At 66.5% G+C, this 17,910-nt stretch carries 17 protein-coding genes; 9 read left to right on the plus strand and 8 right to left on the minus strand.

From position 1 onward, the window contains the following. Positions 1-12: 12 nt before the first annotated feature. Together WBB14_RS15270 and WBB14_RS15275 are read left to right on the plus strand one after the other, a co-directional pair. On the plus strand, positions 13-123 hold the full coding sequence (locus tag WBB14_RS15270) for a helix-turn-helix domain-containing protein (protein WP_424240711.1): 111 nt from the start codon (positions 13-15) through the stop codon (positions 121-123). 193 nt (positions 124-316) lie between these two features. After that, the gene (locus WBB14_RS15275) at positions 317-2,119 is read left to right on the plus strand and encodes an NAD(P)/FAD-dependent oxidoreductase (protein ID WP_424240578.1); all 1,803 of its coding nucleotides are present in this window, start codon (positions 317-319) and stop codon (positions 2,117-2,119) included. Between the two features lie 36 nt (positions 2,120-2,155). Here the strand turns inward: WBB14_RS15275 and WBB14_RS15280 are convergent, their stop codons facing one another. Genes WBB14_RS15280 through prpB form a run of 4 tightly spaced genes read right to left on the minus strand, consistent with a single transcriptional unit; the run spans position 2,156 to position 5,433 of the window. After that, positions 2,156-3,046, minus strand: a complete 891-nt coding sequence (locus WBB14_RS15280; protein WP_424240579.1) for a fumarylacetoacetate hydrolase family protein — start codon at positions 3,044-3,046, stop codon at positions 2,156-2,158. A 28-nt stretch (positions 3,047-3,074) separates the two neighbouring features. Continuing rightward, complete coding sequence (locus WBB14_RS15285) at positions 3,075-3,470, minus strand: 5-carboxymethyl-2-hydroxymuconate Delta-isomerase (protein WP_424240580.1); 396 nt, start codon at positions 3,468-3,470, stop codon at positions 3,075-3,077. A gap of 48 nt (positions 3,471-3,518) precedes the next feature. Further along, positions 3,519-4,493, minus strand: a complete 975-nt coding sequence (locus WBB14_RS15290) for a Bug family tripartite tricarboxylate transporter substrate binding protein (RefSeq protein WP_424240581.1) — start codon at positions 4,491-4,493, stop codon at positions 3,519-3,521. Between the two features lie 37 nt (positions 4,494-4,530). Then, the gene (gene prpB, locus WBB14_RS15295) at positions 4,531-5,433 is read right to left on the minus strand and encodes a methylisocitrate lyase (protein ID WP_424240582.1); all 903 of its coding nucleotides are present in this window, start codon (positions 5,431-5,433) and stop codon (positions 4,531-4,533) included. A gap of 144 nt (positions 5,434-5,577) precedes the next feature. Here prpB and WBB14_RS15300 point away from each other — a divergent pair, with 144 nt between their 5' ends. From WBB14_RS15300 to prpF, 4 genes are all read left to right on the plus strand, one after another. Then, positions 5,578-6,360 carry an IclR family transcriptional regulator gene (locus WBB14_RS15300; RefSeq protein WP_424240583.1) on the plus strand — a complete coding sequence of 261 codons (783 nt, stop codon included), beginning with the start codon at positions 5,578-5,580 and terminating at the stop codon, positions 6,358-6,360. 116 nt (positions 6,361-6,476) lie between these two features. Beyond that, on the plus strand, positions 6,477-7,187 hold the full coding sequence (locus tag WBB14_RS15305; RefSeq protein WP_424240584.1) for a GntR family transcriptional regulator: 711 nt from the start codon (positions 6,477-6,479) through the stop codon (positions 7,185-7,187). Then, positions 7,184-9,793, plus strand: a complete 2,610-nt coding sequence (acnD, locus tag WBB14_RS15310) for a Fe/S-dependent 2-methylisocitrate dehydratase AcnD (RefSeq protein WP_424240585.1) — start codon at positions 7,184-7,186, stop codon at positions 9,791-9,793. Before WBB14_RS15305 ends, acnD begins: the two co-directional genes overlap by 4 nt. 64 nt (positions 9,794-9,857) lie before the next feature. After that, a complete protein-coding gene (prpF, locus tag WBB14_RS15315; protein ID WP_424240586.1) occupies positions 9,858-11,042 on the plus strand; it encodes a 2-methylaconitate cis-trans isomerase PrpF in 1,185 nt (394 codons plus the stop codon). A gap of 69 nt (positions 11,043-11,111) precedes the next feature. On the opposite strand, the gene WBB14_RS15320 is transcribed toward prpF, so the two are convergent. Beyond that, complete coding sequence (locus WBB14_RS15320) at positions 11,112-11,783, minus strand: ankyrin repeat domain-containing protein (RefSeq protein WP_424240587.1); 672 nt, start codon at positions 11,781-11,783, stop codon at positions 11,112-11,114. A 130-nt stretch (positions 11,784-11,913) separates the two neighbouring features. Between WBB14_RS15320 and WBB14_RS15325 the strand changes: the two genes are divergently transcribed. Next, positions 11,914-12,786, plus strand: coding sequence for a LysR family transcriptional regulator (locus WBB14_RS15325; RefSeq protein WP_424240588.1), 873 nt, complete (start codon positions 11,914-11,916; stop codon positions 12,784-12,786). Here WBB14_RS15325 and WBB14_RS15330 read toward each other — a convergent pair. After that, on the minus strand, positions 12,737-13,972 hold the full coding sequence (locus WBB14_RS15330; protein WP_424240589.1) for an amidohydrolase family protein: 1,236 nt from the start codon (positions 13,970-13,972) through the stop codon (positions 12,737-12,739). The genes WBB14_RS15325 and WBB14_RS15330 overlap by 50 nt on opposite strands. 639 nt (positions 13,973-14,611) lie before the next feature. On the opposite strand from WBB14_RS15330, the gene WBB14_RS15335 reads away from it, so the two are divergent. Together WBB14_RS15335 and WBB14_RS15340 are read left to right on the plus strand one after the other, a co-directional pair. Then, positions 14,612-16,303, plus strand: a complete 1,692-nt coding sequence (locus WBB14_RS15335; protein ID WP_424240590.1) for a sodium:solute symporter family protein — start codon at positions 14,612-14,614, stop codon at positions 16,301-16,303. A gap of 28 nt (positions 16,304-16,331) precedes the next feature. After that, positions 16,332-16,454 (plus strand): putative transporter small subunit, encoded by a 123-nt coding sequence (locus WBB14_RS15340; RefSeq protein WP_424240591.1) that lies wholly within the window; start codon positions 16,332-16,334, stop codon positions 16,452-16,454. A 27-nt stretch (positions 16,455-16,481) separates the two neighbouring features. Here WBB14_RS15340 and WBB14_RS15345 read toward each other — a convergent pair whose 3' ends face one another. Beyond that, positions 16,482-17,624, minus strand: coding sequence for a glycosyltransferase (locus tag WBB14_RS15345; RefSeq protein ID WP_424240592.1), 1,143 nt, complete (start codon positions 17,622-17,624; stop codon positions 16,482-16,484). 14 nt (positions 17,625-17,638) lie between these two features. Beyond that, complete coding sequence (locus WBB14_RS15350; protein WP_424240593.1) at positions 17,639-17,785, minus strand: hypothetical protein; 147 nt, start codon at positions 17,783-17,785, stop codon at positions 17,639-17,641. Between the last annotated feature and the right edge of the window lie 125 nt (positions 17,786-17,910).

Below are 17,910 nucleotides of genomic sequence, written 5' to 3' on the forward strand. Positions count from 1 at the left end.
GCCTTGCGCGCCATGCTGGCCAGCTGCGGCGGCAACGTCTCGGAAGCCGCGCGCCGCCTGGGCGTGGACCGTTCCACCGTGCATCGCCAGATACGGCGGCACGGCCTGGCCTCGCGCTCCTGAGGCGCCACACCCCAATGCCACAGGTGTGGCACGCCGCCACGGCACCCCGCCCCGCTCTCCTGCGCGGCAAGGGTGGCACGCCGATTGCTTGATCGTTATCGGCGCCCACCGGCCGGCACAGTCCGGGGCCGCCAGCGGACCATGCCCTGGTACGCCACGACAACGACGCCCGCCACGGGCAAGGAGACTAGACATGCAGACCGATCAAGCCGGCGCCGCCCTGGACGCCGTGCTCGCGCACTTGAACACCGCGCTGGGCAACAAGGACATCGATGGCGTCGCCGCGCTGTTCCAGGACGACTGCTACTGGCGCGACCTGGTGCTGTTCACCTGGAACCTGCGCACGCTCGAAGGGCGCGACCAGATCCGCGACATGCTGCAGCACCAACTGGCGCAAGTGGAGCCGGTGCGCTTCAGCCTGGACCCGAAAGAAACAGTGTCGCAAGAGGCCGGCCTGTTGCAAGGCTGGATCGAGATCGAGACCAACCGCGCCCGCGGCTACGGCCACATCCGCGTCCAGGACGGCAAGATCTGGACCCTGCTGACCACCATGTCCGAACTCAAGGGGCATGAGGAGCCCAGCGGTCTGCGCCGCCCCAAGGGCGCGGAACACGGCAGCAGCCGGACCCGCCACACCTGGCTGGAAAAGCGCGAGCAGGAAGCCGCCGAGCTCGGCTACCAGACCCAGCCCTACGTGCTCATCATCGGCGGCGGCCAGGGCGGCATCGCGCTGGGCGCGCGCCTGCGCCAGCTGGACGTACCCACCATCATCATCGAAAAGAATGAACGCGCGGGCGACAGCTGGAGAAAGCGCTACAAGTCCCTGTGCCTGCACGATCCGGTCTGGTACGACCACCTGCCCTATATCCCCTTCCCCGAGAACTGGCCGGTCTTCGCGCCCAAGGACAAGATCGGCGACTGGCTGGAGATGTACACCCGCATCATGGAGCTCAACTATTGGACCTCCACCGTCTGCCAGTCGGCGCGCTACGACGAACAGAAGCAGGAATGGGAGGTGACGGTGCTGCGCGAGGGCAAGCCCGTGACGCTGCGGCCCAAGCAACTGGTGCTGGCCACCGGCATGTCCGGCAAGCCCAACATCCCCCGCTTCCCCGGCCAGGATGAATTCCAGGGCGAACAGCAGCACTCCTCGCAACACCCCGGCCCCGACGCCTACCGCGGCAAGAACGTGGTCGTGATCGGCGCCAACAACTCCGCGCACGACATCTGCGCGGCGCTGTGGGAAGGCGGGGCCAACGTCACCATGGTGCAGCGCTCGTCGACGCACATCGTGCGTTCCGAGACGCTGATGGACATCGGCCTGGGCGGCCTGTATTCCGAACAGGCGCTGGCCAACGGCATGACCACGCGCAAGGCCGACCTGACGTTCGCCTCGCTGCCCTACAAGATCATGGCGCAGTTCCAGATCCCGCTCTACGACCAGATGCGCGAGCGCGACGCCGGGTTCTACGCCAAGCTGGAAGACGCCGGCTTCATGCTGGATTGGGGCGACGACGGTTCAGGCCTGTTCATGAAGTACCTGCGGCGCGGCTCCGGCTACTACATCGACGTCGGCGCCTGCGACCTCATCATCGACGGCAGCATCAAGCTGCAATCGCGCACCGACGTCAGCCACCTGACGCGCGACGCCGTGGTGCTGAAGTCTGGCGTCCAATTGCCCGCGGACCTGGTGGTCTACGCCACCGGCTACGGCTCGATGAACGGCTGGGCCGCGGACCTGATCAGCCGCGACGTCGCCGACAAGGTCGGCAAGTGCTGGGGCCTGGGTTCGGACACCACCAAGGATCCTGGCCCCTGGGAAGGCGAACAGCGCAACATGTGGAAGCCCACGCAACAGAAAGCCCTGTGGTTCCACGGCGGCAACCTGCACCAGTCGCGGCATTACTCGCAGTACCTGTCCCTGCAGCTGAAGGCGCGGCAGGCGGGTGTGCCGGTGCAGGTCTATGGTTTGCAGGAGGTGCATCACAAGCGGTAGGCGCCCGACAGCGCGGCCGCCAGGCGCCCACAACGCTCAGCGCGCCGCCGCGGCGGGAGCGGCCTCGTCGACCACTTCGTTCTCCAGCGCGCCGACGCCCGGCACTTCGACCCGGACCACGTCGCCCGCCTTGAGATAGCGCGGCGGATCGAAGCGGGCGCCGGCGCCGGTCGGCGTGCCCGTCAGGATCAGATCGCCAGGCAAGAGCCGCGCGAACGTGGAGATGTAGTGGATCAGGCGGGCGAACGGGAACATCATGTTGTCCGTCGTGTCCTGCTGGCGCAGTTCGCCGTTGACGCGAGTGCTGACGGTCAATCCTTGCAGCTCCCTGGATGAGCGTATGCGCGTCATCCAGGGCCCGATGCTGCCGCTGCGCTCGAAGTTCTTGCCTTGCGTCACGTTGAACTTGCCGTGCCGCAGCCAGTCGCGCACCGAACCCTCGTTGGCGATGCTCAGGCCGGCCACGTGCTCCAACGCCCGGGCTTCGGGAATGTGGCGTCCTTCCTTGCCGATGACCAGGACGATTTCACCTTCGTAGTCGAACTGGTCGGACACCGCGGGCTTGACCAGCGGAACCCGGTGGCCCACGACCGTGCCGGGCGTGCGCAGGAACAGGCTGGGGTACTTGGGCGCGTCGGAGTTGTCCTTGTATTCGGCGTTGCGTTCGCCATAGTTGACACCGACGCAAAGGATCTTGTCGGGCTGGGGCACCGGAGACAGCAACGTCACGGCGGCCACGTCCAGGTCGGCCGGGCGCGCGCCGTACGCTTCGGCCAGCGTTTCGAGGCGGTCCGTCTCGATCGCCTGCCGCAGCGTGTCGCAGTCGTCCAGCCGGGCGCCCAGTTCAATGATGCCCTGGCCGTTGCCGGACATGAGGCCGAAGCCGGCCTGCCCATCGTGCAGATAGGAAACGAATTGCATAGTCATGGGATGAAAGAAGGGTTGGAATAGGTCGTCACGCGGCGGCGCGGCGCTTCAGGTAGTCGTGCAGGTTGTTGGCCTTGTAGTTCAGCAGCTCGTCCATTTCCTGCACTTCAAAGGCGATGGCGAGCGGGCCGGCCGCGCTCAGGCGCGCAAGCGCCGCGGTGATGCGGGCGAAAATCCCGTCGGCCGCCTTCTTGCGGGTCGCCTCGTCGCGGCCCGCGCCCACGCGCAGCACCACATGCACGAAGGCGTTGAGCGGATCGCCGTCGGCCACCAGATAGTCGTCGATGGCGGCGGCGCGGATGCGCACGCCCGCCAGCGGAAAAATGCCGGCCTCCACGATCGCGTCGCGCAGCGTCTGCTTCAAAGCCTGCACTTCGGGTTCCTGCTGAATGTTCGCGCTGTATTCGATCCATGCGTGCGGCACGATGGCCTCCTTTCCTAAGTTGATGTTGTGGGACCGGGGTCCGGGTTCTTATTGCGGTTCTATGCCCGCCTGCTTGATCACTCCCTCCCAACGCGCGGACTCGGACCGCATGTAATCGGCGAATTCGGCGGAACCGCTATTCGCGGGTTCGACCCCGGCGGTCTGGAATTGGGCCTGCAATTCCGGCGACTGCATCGCGGCGGCGATCTTGGCGTTCAATATCTCGACGATGTTTGCCGGCGTCCCCTTGGGCGCGACCAGGCCATACCAGCCCTCGGCGTCGAAGCCGGGGTAGCCCTGCTCGGCCACGGTAGGCACCTGCGGCAACAGCGCGTAGCGGTGCGCGCTGGTGACCGCCAGCACCTTGAGCTTGCCGCTCTTGATCTGGGGCATGACGGAAACCGGGCTGGCCACCATCAACTCCACGCGTCCGCCCAACACGTCCGTGATCGCTTCGCCCGAGCCCTTGTAGGGCACGTTGCCGATATCCACGCTCGCCGTGGACTTGAACAGCTCGCCCGCCAGGAAGGCCGCGCTGGCGCCGGTGGCGTAGTTCAGCTTGCCTGGCTCCGCCTTGGCTTGCGCGACCAGCTCGGCAAGCGTATTGGCCTTGAGCGCGGGATTGGCCACGATCAGGTACGGCTGCTTGGACACGAGCGAAATCGCCTCGAAGTCGCCCGGCCGGTACTTGACGTACTTGTACAGGCCGGGGTTGATGGCGACCGTAGCCTCGATGGCCAGCAGCAGCGTGTAGCCGTCGGGCGCGGCCTGCATGGCGGACATGGTGCCGATGGTGCCGTTGGCGCCCGGCTTGTTATCGACGAATACGGTCTTCCCCAGCGAACTCGTCAGTTCCTTGGCCAGCACCCGCGAGACGACGTCGGTGCCCCCGCCCGTGGCGAACGGGACCACCAGCCGGATCGGGCCGGCAGGATAGGCGGGCTGGGCGGCGGCGGCCGGTGCGCCGAGCGCCGCCCCGAGCAGCGCGGCCAGGCCGAGCCGCCTGAGCATTGCGGTGATCATTTTCAGTCTCCTCCTGCGACGGGTCGAAACGCCCGTCTTATTTTGCTTTCGAGAACAGCGCGTCGATGCGCGCCTCGTAGGAGTGGTAATCCAGGAATTTGTAGAGGTCCTCGCGCGTCTGCATGATGCCCAGCGTGTCCTTCTGCGTGCCCTGATGGCGGATCGCTTCGTAGACCTTCAAGGCAGCGGCATTCATGGCGCGGGCCGCGGACAGCGGATACAGGGCCGCCGACACGCCCACATCCGCCAGTTGGCCGGTGGTGAAGTTCGGCGTCTTGGAGAATTCGGTGATATTGGCCAGCACCGAATGCGGGCGGTTCAGGCGGCTGACAAAAGCCCTGTACTCGTCCAGCGTGGTGCAGGCTTCGGCGAAGATCATGTCGGCCCCCGCCTCCATGTAGGCTTCGGCGCGATCCAGCGCCCGGTCCAAGCCTTCGATCGCCAGCGCGTCGGTGCGCGCGATGATGAAGAACGAGGGATCCGTGCGCGCGTCCACGGCGGCCTTGATCCGGTCCAGCATTTCCTCCTTGCTGACGATCTCCTTGCCCGGACGGTGGCCGCAGCGCTTGAGCTGCACCTGGTCTTCCATGTGCAGCGCCGCCGCGCCGTCCTTGATCAGGCCCTTCATCATCCGCGCGATCGTGAACGCGCCGCCGAAGCCCGTATCCACGTCCACCAGCACCGGCAGGTCGCAGGCGTCGGTCACGCGGCGCAGATCGCCCAGCACGTCATTCAATGTGGTGATGCCCAGGTCCGGCAGCCCGTGCGAATAATTGGCGACCCCGGCGCCGGCCAGGTACAGCGCCCGGTAGCCCAGCGTCTTCGCCATCATCGCGGTGAAGGGATTGATCGCGCCGACGATCTGCAGCGGAGACTCTTCGCGCAAGGCGGCGCGGAAACGGGCGCCGGGGGTGTTGGGGGTGCTGTGAATTTCGCTCATTGCCTTTTCCGAATAAAGTCCATATTATGGAGTTAAAATAACTACGCAAATCAATGAAATCACAGACTATTCCCGTAAAAATGCAGTGTCAATAAAAAATTTAACGGAAAAATATCAATTTATATTCCACTATATGGAGAACCCATGATTGGCGCGCAAAGCCTGGAAAGAGCAGTGCTGATTCTTCGCATCGTCAGCCACCACAATCGGGCCGGAGCCCGACTGACCGACATCACGGCAGCCACCGCCCTGGCCCAACCCACGGTGCATCGACTCCTTGCCGGACTGATGAGCGAAGGACTGATCTCGCAAGACAGGGACAGCAAGCGCTACTTCCTGGGGCAGGTCATCGCGGAGTTCGGTCTCACCGCCTCGGCGCGCTACGACACCAGCGATCTGTTCAGGGCTTCCGTGAGCCGCCTGGCGGCGGAAAGCGAAGACACCGTGTTCGCCTCGCGGCGCAGCGGCCTGGACATGGTGTGCGTGGACCGGCGCTCGGGCGCCCATCCGTCCCAGGCATTCGTGCTGGACGTCGGCGTGCGCCGCCCGCTGGGCGTGGGCGGCAGCAGCCTGGCGCTGCTGTCGGCGCTGCCTCCCGCCGAAGCCCGCGAGATCCTGGATGCCAATGCCAGGACGATCGCGCTATTCGAGCAGGCGCCGGACGAACGCTATTACGCGGAACTGGCGCAATTCGCCGCCCAGGGCTACGCGCAACGCGACATCCGCGGCATCGACGTGCGCACGGTGGCGGTGCCCATCCTGGACGGCGACGGCACGCCCTTCGCCGCATTCAGCCTGTCCACCTTCCATGCGCGCATGCCGCCGGAACGCATCCCCGCCATCGTCGCCATGCTCAAGCGCGAGGCCGCCCGGATGCAGAAGCGCCTGCAAGCGGAACAGGCGATGGCGCAGGAGTCCGCCGGATGATGACGACGCAAGCGCTTGCGCCCGGCGGCTAGTCCAAGTAAATTGTTGACAATCTTAAGAACCAGCAGCTTCAAACGCCTCTTTTTCCGATATTTTTAGGAAAGATTGTCAACACAATGAGCAAAGTGCTGACCCTGCCAGGCGCCGACCCCGGCGATAGCGAGACGCTTGCGGAACACATCTTCCGCAAGATCCAGTCCGCCATCGTCAAGGGCGAAATCGCCCCCGGCAGCAAGATTTCCGAGCCCGAGCTGGCCCGTATCCATGGCGTCAGCCGCGGCCCGCTGCGCGAAGCTCTGCACCGGCTGGAAGGCCAGAAGCTGCTGGTACGCGTGCCGCACGCCGGCGCCCGCGTGGTGTCGCTGTCGCAACAGGAACTGTCCGAACTCTACGAAATCCGCGAATCGCTGGAAGGCATGGCCTGCCGCCTGGCCGCCGAACGCATGCCGCCCTCGGAAATCGCCGAACTACGCGCCGTGCTGGAAGCGCACGAGCGCGACGAGGCCTTCCAGGCCGGACTGGGGTATTACCAGCAGGAAGGCGACTACGATTTCCACTACCGCATCGTCAAGGGCAGCGGCAACCAGATGCTGTTCCGCATGCTATGCGACGAGCTCTACCAGCTGGCGCGCATGTACCGCATCCAGTATTCGACAACGCCCAACCGCCCCAGGCAGGCCTATGCCGAACACCACCGCATTCTGGACGCCATCGCCGACGGCGATGGCGAGTTGGCTGAAATCCTGATGCGCCGCCACATCCGCGCATCCCGTATCAACATCGAACAGCAGATCGCGCAGGGCAACCTGCAGCGCACCGAGGCATGAACCAAAACTACCGCAAGCCCCTGCCCGGCACCCGCCTGGACTACTTCGACACCCGCGCCGCCGTCGAGGCGATCTCGCCCGGGGCCTATGACCGCCTGCCCTACACCTCGCGCGTACTGGCGGAAAACCTGGTGCGCCGCTGCGACCCGGCCATGCTGACGGACTCGCTCAAGCAGCTGATCGAGCGCCGCCGCGACCTGGACTTCCCCTGGTTCCCGGCGCGCGTGGTCTGTCACGACATCCTGGGCCAGACCGCGCTGGTGGACCTGGCCGGCCTGCGCGACGCCATCGCCGACAAGGGCGGCGACCCCGCCAAGGTCAATCCGGTGGTGCCGGTGCAACTGATCGTCGACCACTCGCTGGCCGTGGAGTACGGCGGCAACGATCCCGACGCCTTCGCCAAGAACCGCGCGGTGGAAGACCGCCGCAACGAAGACCGCTTCCATTTCATCGACTGGACCAAGCAGGCCTTCCGCAACATCGAAGTCGTGCCCCCGGGCAACGGCATCATGCACCAGATCAACCTGGAGCGCATGTCGCCCGTCATCTACACGCAGGACGGCGTGGCCTTCCCCGACACCTTGGTCGGCACCGACAGCCACACCCCGCACGTGGACGCGCTGGGCGTGATCGCCATCGGCGTGGGCGGCCTGGAAGCCGAGAACGTGATGCTGGGCCGCGCCTCATGGATGCGCCTGCCCGACATCATCGGCGTGGAACTCACCGGCCGCGCCCAGCCTGGCATCACCGCCACCGACATCGTGCTGACCCTGACCGAGTTCCTGCGCAAGGAGAAGGTCGTGGGCGCCTACCTGGAGTTCTACGGCGCAGGCGCCGCCAGCCTCACGCTGGGCGACCGCGCCACCATCTCGAACATGGCGCCCGAGTATGGCGCCACGGCCGCGATGTTCTCGATCGACCAGCAAACCATCGACTACCTGCGCCTGACCGGCCGCGAGGACGAACAGATCGCCCTGGTCGAAAACTACGCCAAGACCGCGGGCCTGTGGTCCGACAGCCTGACAAATGCCGAATACGAGCGCGTGCTGCGCTTCGACCTGTCCAGCGTGGTGCGCACCCTGGCCGGCCCCTCCAATCCGCATCGCCGCCTGCCCGTCAGCGACCTGGCCGAACGCGGCATTTCCGGCGTGGTGGAAAACGAACCGGGCCTGATGCCTGACGGCGCCGTGATCATCGCCGCCATCACCAGCTGCACCAACACCAGCAATCCGCGCAACGTCATCGCCGCCGGCCTGCTGGCACGCAACGCCAACCGCGCCGGCCTGAGCCGAAAGCCCTGGGTGAAGAGCTCGCTAGCGCCGGGATCCAAGGCCGTGTCGCTGTACCTGGACGAAGCCGGCCTGACCGCCGACCTGGAAAAACTGGGCTTCGGCGTCGTCGCCTTCGCCTGTACCACTTGCAACGGCATGTCGGGCGCGCTGGACCCCGTGATCCAGCAGGAAATCATCGACCGCGACCTCTACGCCACCGCCGTGCTGTCCGGCAACCGCAACTTCGACGGCCGCATCCACCCCTATGCCAAGCAGGCCTTCCTGGCCTCGCCGCCGCTGGTGGTGGCCTACGCCATCGCCGGCACCATCCGCTTCGATATCGAACGCGACGTGCTGGGTAAGGACGCCAGCGGCCGCGAGATCCGCCTGAAGGACATCTGGCCCAGCGACGAAGAGATCGACGCCGTGGTCAAGGCTGCGGTCAAGCCCGAGCAGTTCCGCAAGGTCTATGCCCCCATGTTCGGCATCCAGGACGACCGCAAGGGCGCCGTCAGCCCGTTGTACGCGTGGCGCGCGCAGAGCACCTACATCCGCCGCCCGCCGTACTGGGAAGGCGCGCTGGCCGGCGAACGCACGCTGCGCGGCATGCTGCCGCTGGCGGTCCTGGGCGACAACATCACCACCGACCACCTGTCGCCGTCCAACGCCATCCTGCTGGACAGCGCCGCCGGCGAATACCTCGACAAGATGGGCCTGCCCGAAGAGGACTTCAACTCCTACGCCACCCACCGCGGCGACCACCTCACCGCGCAGCGCGCCACCTTCGCCAACCCCAAGCTCTTCAACGAAATGGTGAAGAACGAGGACGGCACGGTAAAGCAGGGGTCGCTAGCCCGCGTGGAGCCCGAGGGCAAGGTCATGCGCATGTGGGAAGCCATTGAAACCTACATGGACCGCAAGCAGCCGCTGATCATCGTGGCCGGCGCCGACTACGGCCAGGGCTCGTCGCGCGACTGGGCCGCCAAGGGCGTGCGCCTGGCCGGCGTGGAAGCCATCGTCGCCGAAGGCTTCGAGCGCATCCACCGCACCAACCTGATCGGCATGGGCGTGCTGCCGTTGGAATTCAAGCCGGGCGTCAACCGCAAGACGCTGGGCCTGGACGGCACCGAAAGCTATGACGTCATCGGCGAACGCAAGCCGCGCGCCGACCTGACGCTGGTGATCCATCGCCGCAACGGCGAAACCGTCCAGGTCCCCGTGACCTGCCGCCTGGACACCGCCGAGGAAGTCTCGATCTACGAAGCCGGCGGCGTGCTGCAGCGCTTCGCCCAGGACTTCCTGGAAGCCTCCGGCGCCGACAGGAAGGCCGGCTGATCCGTCATCGGCAAGGCGGGCGCCGCAACGCCCGCCGCCCCACACCCCTCATCAGGACTGCCCCATGAGCCATGCTCCCCAGACCAAGATAACCGCCACCTACATGCGCGGCGGCACCAGCAAAGGCGTGTTCTTCAAGCTCGACGACCTGCCCGAATCCGCGCGCGTGCCCGGCGCCGCGCGCGATGCGCTGCTGATGCGCGTGATCGGCAGCCCCGACCCCTACGGCAAGCAGATCGACGGCATGGGCGCCGCCACCTCCAGCACCAGCAAGACCGTCATCGTCGGCAAGAGCGCGCGCCCGGAGCATGACGTGGACTACCTGTTCGGCCAGGTCTCCATCGACCAGCCTTTCGTGGACTGGAGCGGCAACTGCGGCAACCTGTCGGCCGCCGTGGGCCCGTTCGCCATCACCAACGGCCTGGTCGATCCGGCCCGCGTGCCGCGGGACGGCATCGCGGTCGTGCGCATCTGGCAGGCCAACATCCAGAAGACCATCATCGCCCACGTGCCCATGAGCGGCGGCGCCGTACAGGAAACCGGCGACTTCGAACTGGACGGCGTGACCTTCCCCGCCGCCGAACTGCGCCTGGAGTTCATGGACCCGGCCGAGGAAGGCGATGGCGGCTCCATGTTCCCCACCGGCAAGCTAGTGGACGACCTGGAAGTGCCCGGCATCGGCACCTTCAAGGCCACCATGATCAACTCCGGCATCCCCACGATCTTCCTGGACGCCGAAGCCCTGGGCTACCGCGGCACGGAACTGCAAGACGACATCAACGGCGACGCCGCCGCATTGGCGCGCTTCGAGACCATCCGCGCCCACGGCGCGCTGCGCATGGGCCTGATCAAGAAGCTCGAAGAGGCTGCCAGCCGCCAGCACACGCCCAAGGTCGCCTTCGTGGCGGCGCCCAAGGAATATGTGTCCTCCAGCGGCAAGCAGATCGGCAAGGGCGACATCGACGTGCTGGTGCGCGCGCTCTCCATGGGCAAGCTGCACCACGCCATGATGGGCACCGCGTCCGTCGCCATCGCCACCGCCGCGGCAGTGCCGGGCACGCTGGTCAACCTGGCCGCGGGCGGCGGCGAACGCGACAACGTCTGCTTCGGCCATCCGTCCGGCACCTTGCGCGTCGGCGCCGAGGCCAAGCTGGTGGACGGCGAATGGAAGGTCACCAAGGCTCTCATGAGCCGCAGCGCCCGCGTGCTGATGGAAGGCCGCGTGCACGTGCCGCGCGAGGGCTTCTGATCCGGCCTGCTGTCTTCAGCATGAAGAACGGGGCTTTCAAGCCCCGTTTTTTTTCCCGGCGCAAGCGCCTCAGTCCTGCGCTCCCGCAGACACCAGCAGACGCACAACCTCGGCCTGCCCGCGCTCGCGCGCGTGGCGCAGCGGCGTCACGCCCTTGCCGTCGGCCAGATTGACATCGGCGCCTGCTTCGATCAGCCGCTTGACGATCGCCTGGTGGCGCGCGCCGCCGTCGCCCAGAATCACCGCTTCCAGCAATCCGGTCCAGCCCAGGTTGTTCACATGGTCCGCGTCCACGCCCGCGCGCAGCAGCATGTCCACCACTTCGACGTGGCCGCGTTCACACGCGGGGATGAGGGCGGTGCCGCCATAGCGGTTGGTGCTTTTCAGGTCAGCCCCGTGCGCCAGCGTCAGCGCCAGGATCTCGCGCAAGCCGCGGGCGCCAGCCAGCAGGTAGGCGCTGTCGCGGATCGAGTTCTGCGCGTTGACGTTGGCGCCGGCCTCGATCAGGGCGCGGGCTGCCTCGACGTGGTTACCCTGGGTCGCGCGCAGCAGCGGCGTATTGCCTGCCGCATCGCGCGCATCCACGGCAGCGCCCTGCCCCAGCAGCAGCTTGACGCGAGCGGCGTCGCCATTGCCCGCCGCGGTCAGCAGCGCCGAGTCCGAACCCGCAGCCGCGGCCACGCCCCCCACGCTCAACAGGAATGCCGCCAGCCAGATGCGGCCGGCACGAAAGATAGGCATGAGTACTTCCTCCTGATCCATAGCCTTGGAGCCGGCCGGATCGGCTGACGGCCCCGCGAAACGCCTAGTATGGCGGCCGGGCCAAGTATTATGAAATTAATTGGCTTGATAGATTCGAGTGGAAGTCCAAATGCTAGATCCCGTCCTGCTGCGCAGTTTCCTCACCGTCGTGGACACGGGCAACTTCACCCGCGCCAGCGAGCTCCTGCACCTGACGCAATCCACGGTCAGCCAGCACGTCATCCGGCTGGAAGAGAACCTGGGCTGCCGCCTGCTGGACCGCACGCAACGCCATGTCCTGCCCACCGAGGAAGGCGAACGCCTGTTGGGCTATGCGCGCAGCATCCTGCGCCTGGCCGATGAAGCGCGCGAAAGCGTGGCCGCCGCGCAGGCCAGCGCGGTGCTGCGGCTGGGCGCGCCCGAAGATTTCATGGGTGCGACGCTGATGCCCACCATTGCAGTCGTCGAAGCGGCCTATCCGCGGCTGCGCGTGGAAGTCGAAGGCGGGCTCAGCCATGAGCTGCTGCGGCGCTACCGCGATGGGGAGTTGGACCTGCTGCTGGTCAAGCAATGGGAAGTCGATGCCGATTGCGATGCGCACTGGCCCGAGCCCCTGTGCTGGATCACCGCCCGCGACTCGCCGCCGCCCGCGCCCGACACCGCCGTGCCGCTGGTGGCGTTCCCGTCTGGCGCGCTGTACCGCCAGGAAATGACCGCCATGCTGGAGACCGGCGGCAAGCCCTGGCACGTGCGCTTCTGCAGCCCCAGTCTGCCCAGCCTCAGCGCGGCGGTCGCCGCGGGACTGGGGATCAGCCTGCTGCCTTGCGCCTGCGCCACTGCCGAACACAGGCTGCTCACGCCCGAGGAAGGATTTCCGGCGCCGCGCGGCCTGCAACTATCACTCTACGCGCGAGGTCGGCTCAGCGACGCGGGCCATGCGCTGCGGCGCGCGCTCACGGACTTCTGCGAGGCACGCGCGGCGCAGGCCACGCCGCCGGCCTGACGCTGGCGTAGGCCTGCGCCGCCGCGCCCACGGGTACGCCCTTGCGGAACAAGAAGCGCTGCGCCGGCACTGCCGCCACCGCGGCCGCGCCGTTGGGAGCCGGCAGCGCAACGAAGCTCGCCTCGTTGCCAACCTGCAAGCCGTAGCCTTGCAGGCCCAACACCTCCGCCGCGGCGTGCGACGCCATGTGCAAGGCCGTCAGCAGTTCGCCGTCCGTATAAAAGCCCGAGCGGTAGCCGATCAGCATCGCACGTTGCAGCATGTCGCCATTGCCATAGGGCCACCAGCTATCCTGGATGTTGTCGTTGCCCGTGAACACCCGCACGCCGGCCGCGCGCAGCGCCAATACCGGCGGGAAGGCGCGGTCGCCCGGGGCATTCGTCATGATCGCCACGCCGGCGTCAGCCAGCTTGCGCGCCACATCTTCCAGCGCCCCCTGGCCAACGTCGCCCAGCGCGTAGGCGTGGCTGATGGCGACCCGGCCCGCGAGGCCCTGCGCCCGCGTGCGCGCGGCGATACGAGCGATCTGTTCGACGCCCTGCTCGCCCGGCTCGTGCAGATGGATGTCTATCTTCGCGCCCAATCTTTCGGCAATGCCGAATACGCAATCGAGCTGCCCTTCGGCATCGCCGTCGAGCGTAGAAGGATCGATGCCGCCCACGACCTCGGCGCCTTCGCGCACGGCCGCTTCCAACCACTGCGGCGTGCCGGGACAGGACATCACGCCCGCCTGCGGAAACGCCACCAATTCGATGTCGACGATGCCGCGCCACTTCTCGCGCGCCGTCATGACGGCCCGCAGATTGTCCAATCCGGTGGTAGCGTCGACGTCCACATGGCAGCGCATCGCCACCGTACCGAACGCCGCGGCTTGCGCGATGAGCGCATCGGCGCGTCCCTCGATGGGCGGCGCGGCGGCCAGTTCCTGCTTCTCGATGGCTAGCCGTTCGCGCAGGCTGGCCGCGGGCCGGTGCGGCCGCCAGCGGTCACCGACAAAACTCTTGTCCAGGTGGATATGGCCATCGACGAAGCCGGGCAGCACCAGGTGGCCGCGCAGATCGGTCACCTGCGCCGCGCCCGCGGCAGGCGGCTCGGCGCCCAGCGCCAGGATGCGGCCATCGCGCACGTGCAGGGACAGGGGATTGCCGTCGGCGTCGACGGCATTGATGTATACGCGGTCTGTCATGTTTCGCCTTGGTATTGCGCGCAACCGTGCCGGCGGCGCGGCCGCTTGTGTGAACCCTGCCACCTTATCGAAGCGCGCCCGCCACGGCCAATTAAGTGTTGCGATGCTTACCAATGCGAATCGCGATAGCGCGGCCCGATGACCCGCGCCGCGTGTACGCCTGATGAACGCATGCTGGACTGGCGCGGGGTATGTCCCTATACTTGGCGCCTGTTGTAGTTCATTACGCATGCAGCCAGACGATGCACGTCGCCTGGAAGCATCCATCACAAGGCCGCGCACAGCGGCCCGGCGTGCAACGCCGAAACACCCAAACCCAGCTGTAAAGGCTGCGGAACAATTTTTCCTGCTTACCAGGCAGGACCATCGCTCGCCGCATCGGGCAACGTCTAAAGCAACCAGCGTTCTGCGCAATGCGGCAGCAAGACACCTATACGGTGTGCCTTTTTGCTGTCCGTCCGAGGGCTGCGCTTGCCGCGTCTTCGCCGGGCAGGCATGCGATCGCGCCTACCGCCCGCTCGCCTGGTGTTTCGGCTACGTCATCGGGGTTTGCCGCCCTGCGCATTCCGCGAAAAACGGCCTTCATGCAGCCATGACTGTCCGTCATGAACCCGCTGTCAAGGAGAAAGGACGAAGACGATGCAAGAGACAGAATTCTTTCAGCTATCCGGCACCACCGCCATCCTGCTGCTCGTAGGCTTCTATGGCGCCACGTTCCTCATGTCGCTGCTGATCAGCCAGAAGAACGAGAACGTGGACGGCTACATGGTGTCGAACAACGCGGTCGGATTCGGCCTGTCCACGGCGAGCATGATCGCCACCTGGATCTGGGCCGCGTCGTTCTACGCCAGCGCCACCTCGGGCTACAAGTACGGCCTGTCGGGCCCGCTGCATTACGGCTTCTGGGGCGCGCTGATGATTCTCTTCATCTATCCGTTCGGCAAGCGCTTCCGCAAACTGGCGCCCAAGGCGCACACGCTGGCCGAGGTCATCCATGCGCGGCATGGCGCATCCAGCCAGATGATCATGGCGGTGTCGAACATCGTCGGCAGCTGTATCAGCCTCATGGTGAACTTCACCGCGGCTGGCGCGCTGGTCTCCATCCTCAGTCCGTTGACGTTCATCCAGGGCGTGCTCATCGCCGGACTGGGCGTGCTGTCCTACACGCTGTGGTCGGGCTTTCGCACCTCGGTGATGACGGACTTCGCCCAGCTGGCCGCCATGATCATCGCGGCGGTGGTCATCATTCCGCTCATCTTCTTCAACGCCGGCGGGCCTGAGCTGCTGTCCGCCAATATGTGGCGCCTGAGCCCGGAGCAAGCGGACTTCTATTCCACTCGCGCCATCCTGGAACAAGGCGCCCCCTACTTCGTGGCGGTGCTGGCCTACGCCATCGGCAACCAGACCATCGCCCAGCGCCTGTTCGCGGTGCGCGAAGACCTGATCAAGCCTACCTTCCTGACCGCCACGGCCGGATACGGGGCCGTCGTGATCGGGCTGGGCATGCTGGGGCTGCTGGCGCTCTTCGTCGGCCTGGAACCCGCCAACGGCGACATGAACAACATCATCCCGCAGATGGCGTCGACCTATCTGCCGCCCTTTGGCATCGCGCTGTTCTTCCTGCTGGTGGTGGGCTCGCTGTCCTCGACCGCCGACTCCGACCTGGCCGCGCTGTCGGCCATCGTCATGACCGACGTGTACGCCAAGAACCTGGCCGGCGGCCGCCCGGATCCGCGCCGCATGCTGTGGTGGGGCCGCGCCACCATGATCGTCGCGACGATGATAGGCGTCATCTTCGCCAGCCTGCGCCTGGACATCCTGGTCATGCTGGTGTTCGTCGGCGCGCTGTGGGGCGCCATCGTGTTTCCCGTCATCGCCAGCTTCTACTGGGACCGCGTCGACAACCGCGCCTTCGTCTGCGCGGTGCTCAGCGCCGTGGTCCTGTTCACCATCGTGCGTTTCGAGTTGCTGCCCATCACCGGAGGCCTCGCCGTGTTCTTCGAAATCTGCTCGGCCATTGGCGGCGGCGTGGTGCTTGGCCTCATGACGTTCGGCTTCTTCGGCCGCACCGCAGCCCTCGTTGTGGGCGCGGCGGGCATCCTCATCATGCTGCCCGCTTTCGTCGGCACGCTGCGCGAGTACATCGTGCTGATGGGATCGCTGACCGCCTACGGCGTCAGCGCCACGGTCTGCGCCGGCCTGAGCCTGCTCAGCAAGCAGCGCTTCGATTTCAGCCTGCTCGCGCAGCGCGTGACTTCCTTCCAGGAAGCGCATGAAGCCATGTCCGCAGCGCCTGCCCAACGGCCCGAAGTCCAACCGGCCCAAGGCTGAACACCCCTCAAGCAACAAGGAGACTGATATGTGGTTGACGTTCTACTTCCTGGTCTGGCCCGCCATTTCCGCCCTCATCCTGGCCCTGCTGTGCGTCACGCTGTGGCGGGACATCCGCGCGGCCAGGCACAGCGGCGAATCGATGATCTGACGTTCCTCGCCCGCGTCCGTTGCCGGCTCATGCCAGCCGCAACGGACGCTGGACCTGCGCCAGCGCTTCCACGTAGACAGCGTGCGTGTCCGCCACGAAGCGCGACAAGGCGAAGTCCCGCAGGGCTTTTTCCCGGGCCGCACGGCCCATGGGACCCAACAGATGCGGCTGCGCCAGGATCTCGCGCAGCACGCCCGCCACGGCTTCCGGCGCGCGCGCCGGAACCACCCAGCCGTCCAGCCCGGCATGCACATTCTCGGCCAGCCCGCCGGCATTGCTGACAATGACGGGCACGCCCATGGCCATCATCTCCCGGCAGGCGAACGAGATGGTCTCCATCTCCGAGGACAGCACAAAGCCCACGTCCAGCGCGGCCACGAAAGACCGGACGTCGTCCAGCAAGCCCGCGAAGATCACCTGATCTTCCATGCCCAGTTCACGCACGCGCCGGCGCTGCAGTTCCCCGGGGAATTCGCCCGCGATCATGACGACGATGCGCTCGCGCAATCCGGCTGGCAACAGCGACACAGCCTCCACCATGTCCAGCCAGCGCTTGTAGTCCGCGGTGCCGGCGTTGCTGCCGACCACCAGACGGCCGGACTGCGCCTCGGGCAGCCAGCGCCGCCGGGCTGCGACCGAGGCCTCCGCTGCCTGCGGCCTGAAGCGTTCCACGTCCACGCCATTGCGCACGGTACGCAAGCCGCAGCGCCCGAATGCGCTGCCCGCCAGCTTGCGGCGCGTGTGCTCGCACACGCAGATGACGCGGTCCGTCGCCAGGCGGGCGCGCAGCATGGCTCCAAAGCTGTTGGCGGGCCGGTCATTGTGCTGGGTGTACACCACTGCGGGGCTGTCCGCCCCGAGCCCCAGGCCCGCCAGCATGCACACGCGATGATCGGCCGAACCGTTGACGTGCGCGACGTCGAAGCGCTCCTGCACCAGCAGCCGGCGCAGCCTGCGCGCGTTGGGCAGCGCGGCCAGCATGCCGCCACGGAAATCCAGCGCCTCGGCCCGCACGCCAGGCATCGCCGAGGCCGCCTTGAACAAGCGGCTTTCCGACGGCGCGGCCACGACGATATCGTGCGCGTTGCGCAGCGCTCCGGCCAGCGACAGCACGTAAGTCGTATGCCCGCCGCCATCGCCGCGATGGAAATTGGTGTACAGGATTCTCATCGCGCAGCGCCGGTTCAGGCGTCGGGCCGACCGGATGCACCCGCCGGCATCCGCTTGAACTGCTGCGCACATTTCGATGCGCAGGGTGCATAATGCGCCGCAACGGCGATTTCATCGTTGGCCGTTTCAAAGCTTTTCGAGATGGATTTTCGAGCACTCATGGATCGCTCCTTGTGTTTCAGCGCCGCCAAGCGGGAACTTGGCTGACACGCTGAACTCTACGCAGTCGGCAATTACAGAAGCCGGACCGACTCATTACATTTGTGCAAGGAAAGCGAGGCGCCCC

This window comes from Achromobacter sp., assembly GCF_049647645.1.
In the GTDB taxonomy this organism is placed as follows: domain Bacteria; phylum Pseudomonadota; class Gammaproteobacteria; order Burkholderiales; family Burkholderiaceae_B; genus Achromobacter.

Bases quoted from the DNA above. Each gene is read 5' to 3' on its own strand.
- WBB14_RS15305 (WP_424240584.1), top strand. From the start codon at position 6,477: ATGAGCAAAGTGCTGACCCTGCCAGGCGCCGACCCCGGCGATAGCGAG.
- WBB14_RS15345 (WP_424240592.1), bottom strand. From the start codon at position 17,624: ATGAGAATCCTGTACACCAATTTCCATCGCGGCGATGGCGGCGGGCAT.
- WBB14_RS15335 (WP_424240590.1), top strand. From the start codon at position 14,612: ATGCAAGAGACAGAATTCTTTCAGCTATCCGGCACCACCGCCATCCTG.
- prpB (WP_424240582.1), bottom strand. From the start codon at position 5,433: ATGAGCGAAATTCACAGCACCCCCAACACCCCCGGCGCCCGTTTCCGC.
- WBB14_RS15330 (WP_424240589.1), bottom strand. From the start codon at position 13,972: ATGACAGACCGCGTATACATCAATGCCGTCGACGCCGACGGCAATCCC.
- WBB14_RS15325 (WP_424240588.1), top strand. From the start codon at position 11,914: ATGCTAGATCCCGTCCTGCTGCGCAGTTTCCTCACCGTCGTGGACACG.
- prpF (WP_424240586.1), top strand. From the start codon at position 9,858: ATGAGCCATGCTCCCCAGACCAAGATAACCGCCACCTACATGCGCGGC.
- WBB14_RS15290 (WP_424240581.1), bottom strand. From the start codon at position 4,493: ATGATCACCGCAATGCTCAGGCGGCTCGGCCTGGCCGCGCTGCTCGGG.
- WBB14_RS15270 (WP_424240711.1), top strand. From the start codon at position 13: ATGCTGGCCAGCTGCGGCGGCAACGTCTCGGAAGCCGCGCGCCGCCTG.
- WBB14_RS15350 (WP_424240593.1), bottom strand. From the start codon at position 17,785: ATGAGTGCTCGAAAATCCATCTCGAAAAGCTTTGAAACGGCCAACGAT.
- WBB14_RS15280 (WP_424240579.1), bottom strand. From the start codon at position 3,046: ATGACTATGCAATTCGTTTCCTATCTGCACGATGGGCAGGCCGGCTTC.
- WBB14_RS15340 (WP_424240591.1), top strand. From the start codon at position 16,332: ATGTGGTTGACGTTCTACTTCCTGGTCTGGCCCGCCATTTCCGCCCTC.
- acnD (WP_424240585.1), top strand. From the start codon at position 7,184: ATGAACCAAAACTACCGCAAGCCCCTGCCCGGCACCCGCCTGGACTAC.
- WBB14_RS15320 (WP_424240587.1), bottom strand. From the start codon at position 11,783: ATGCCTATCTTTCGTGCCGGCCGCATCTGGCTGGCGGCATTCCTGTTG.
- WBB14_RS15275 (WP_424240578.1), top strand. From the start codon at position 317: ATGCAGACCGATCAAGCCGGCGCCGCCCTGGACGCCGTGCTCGCGCAC.
- WBB14_RS15300 (WP_424240583.1), top strand. From the start codon at position 5,578: ATGATTGGCGCGCAAAGCCTGGAAAGAGCAGTGCTGATTCTTCGCATC.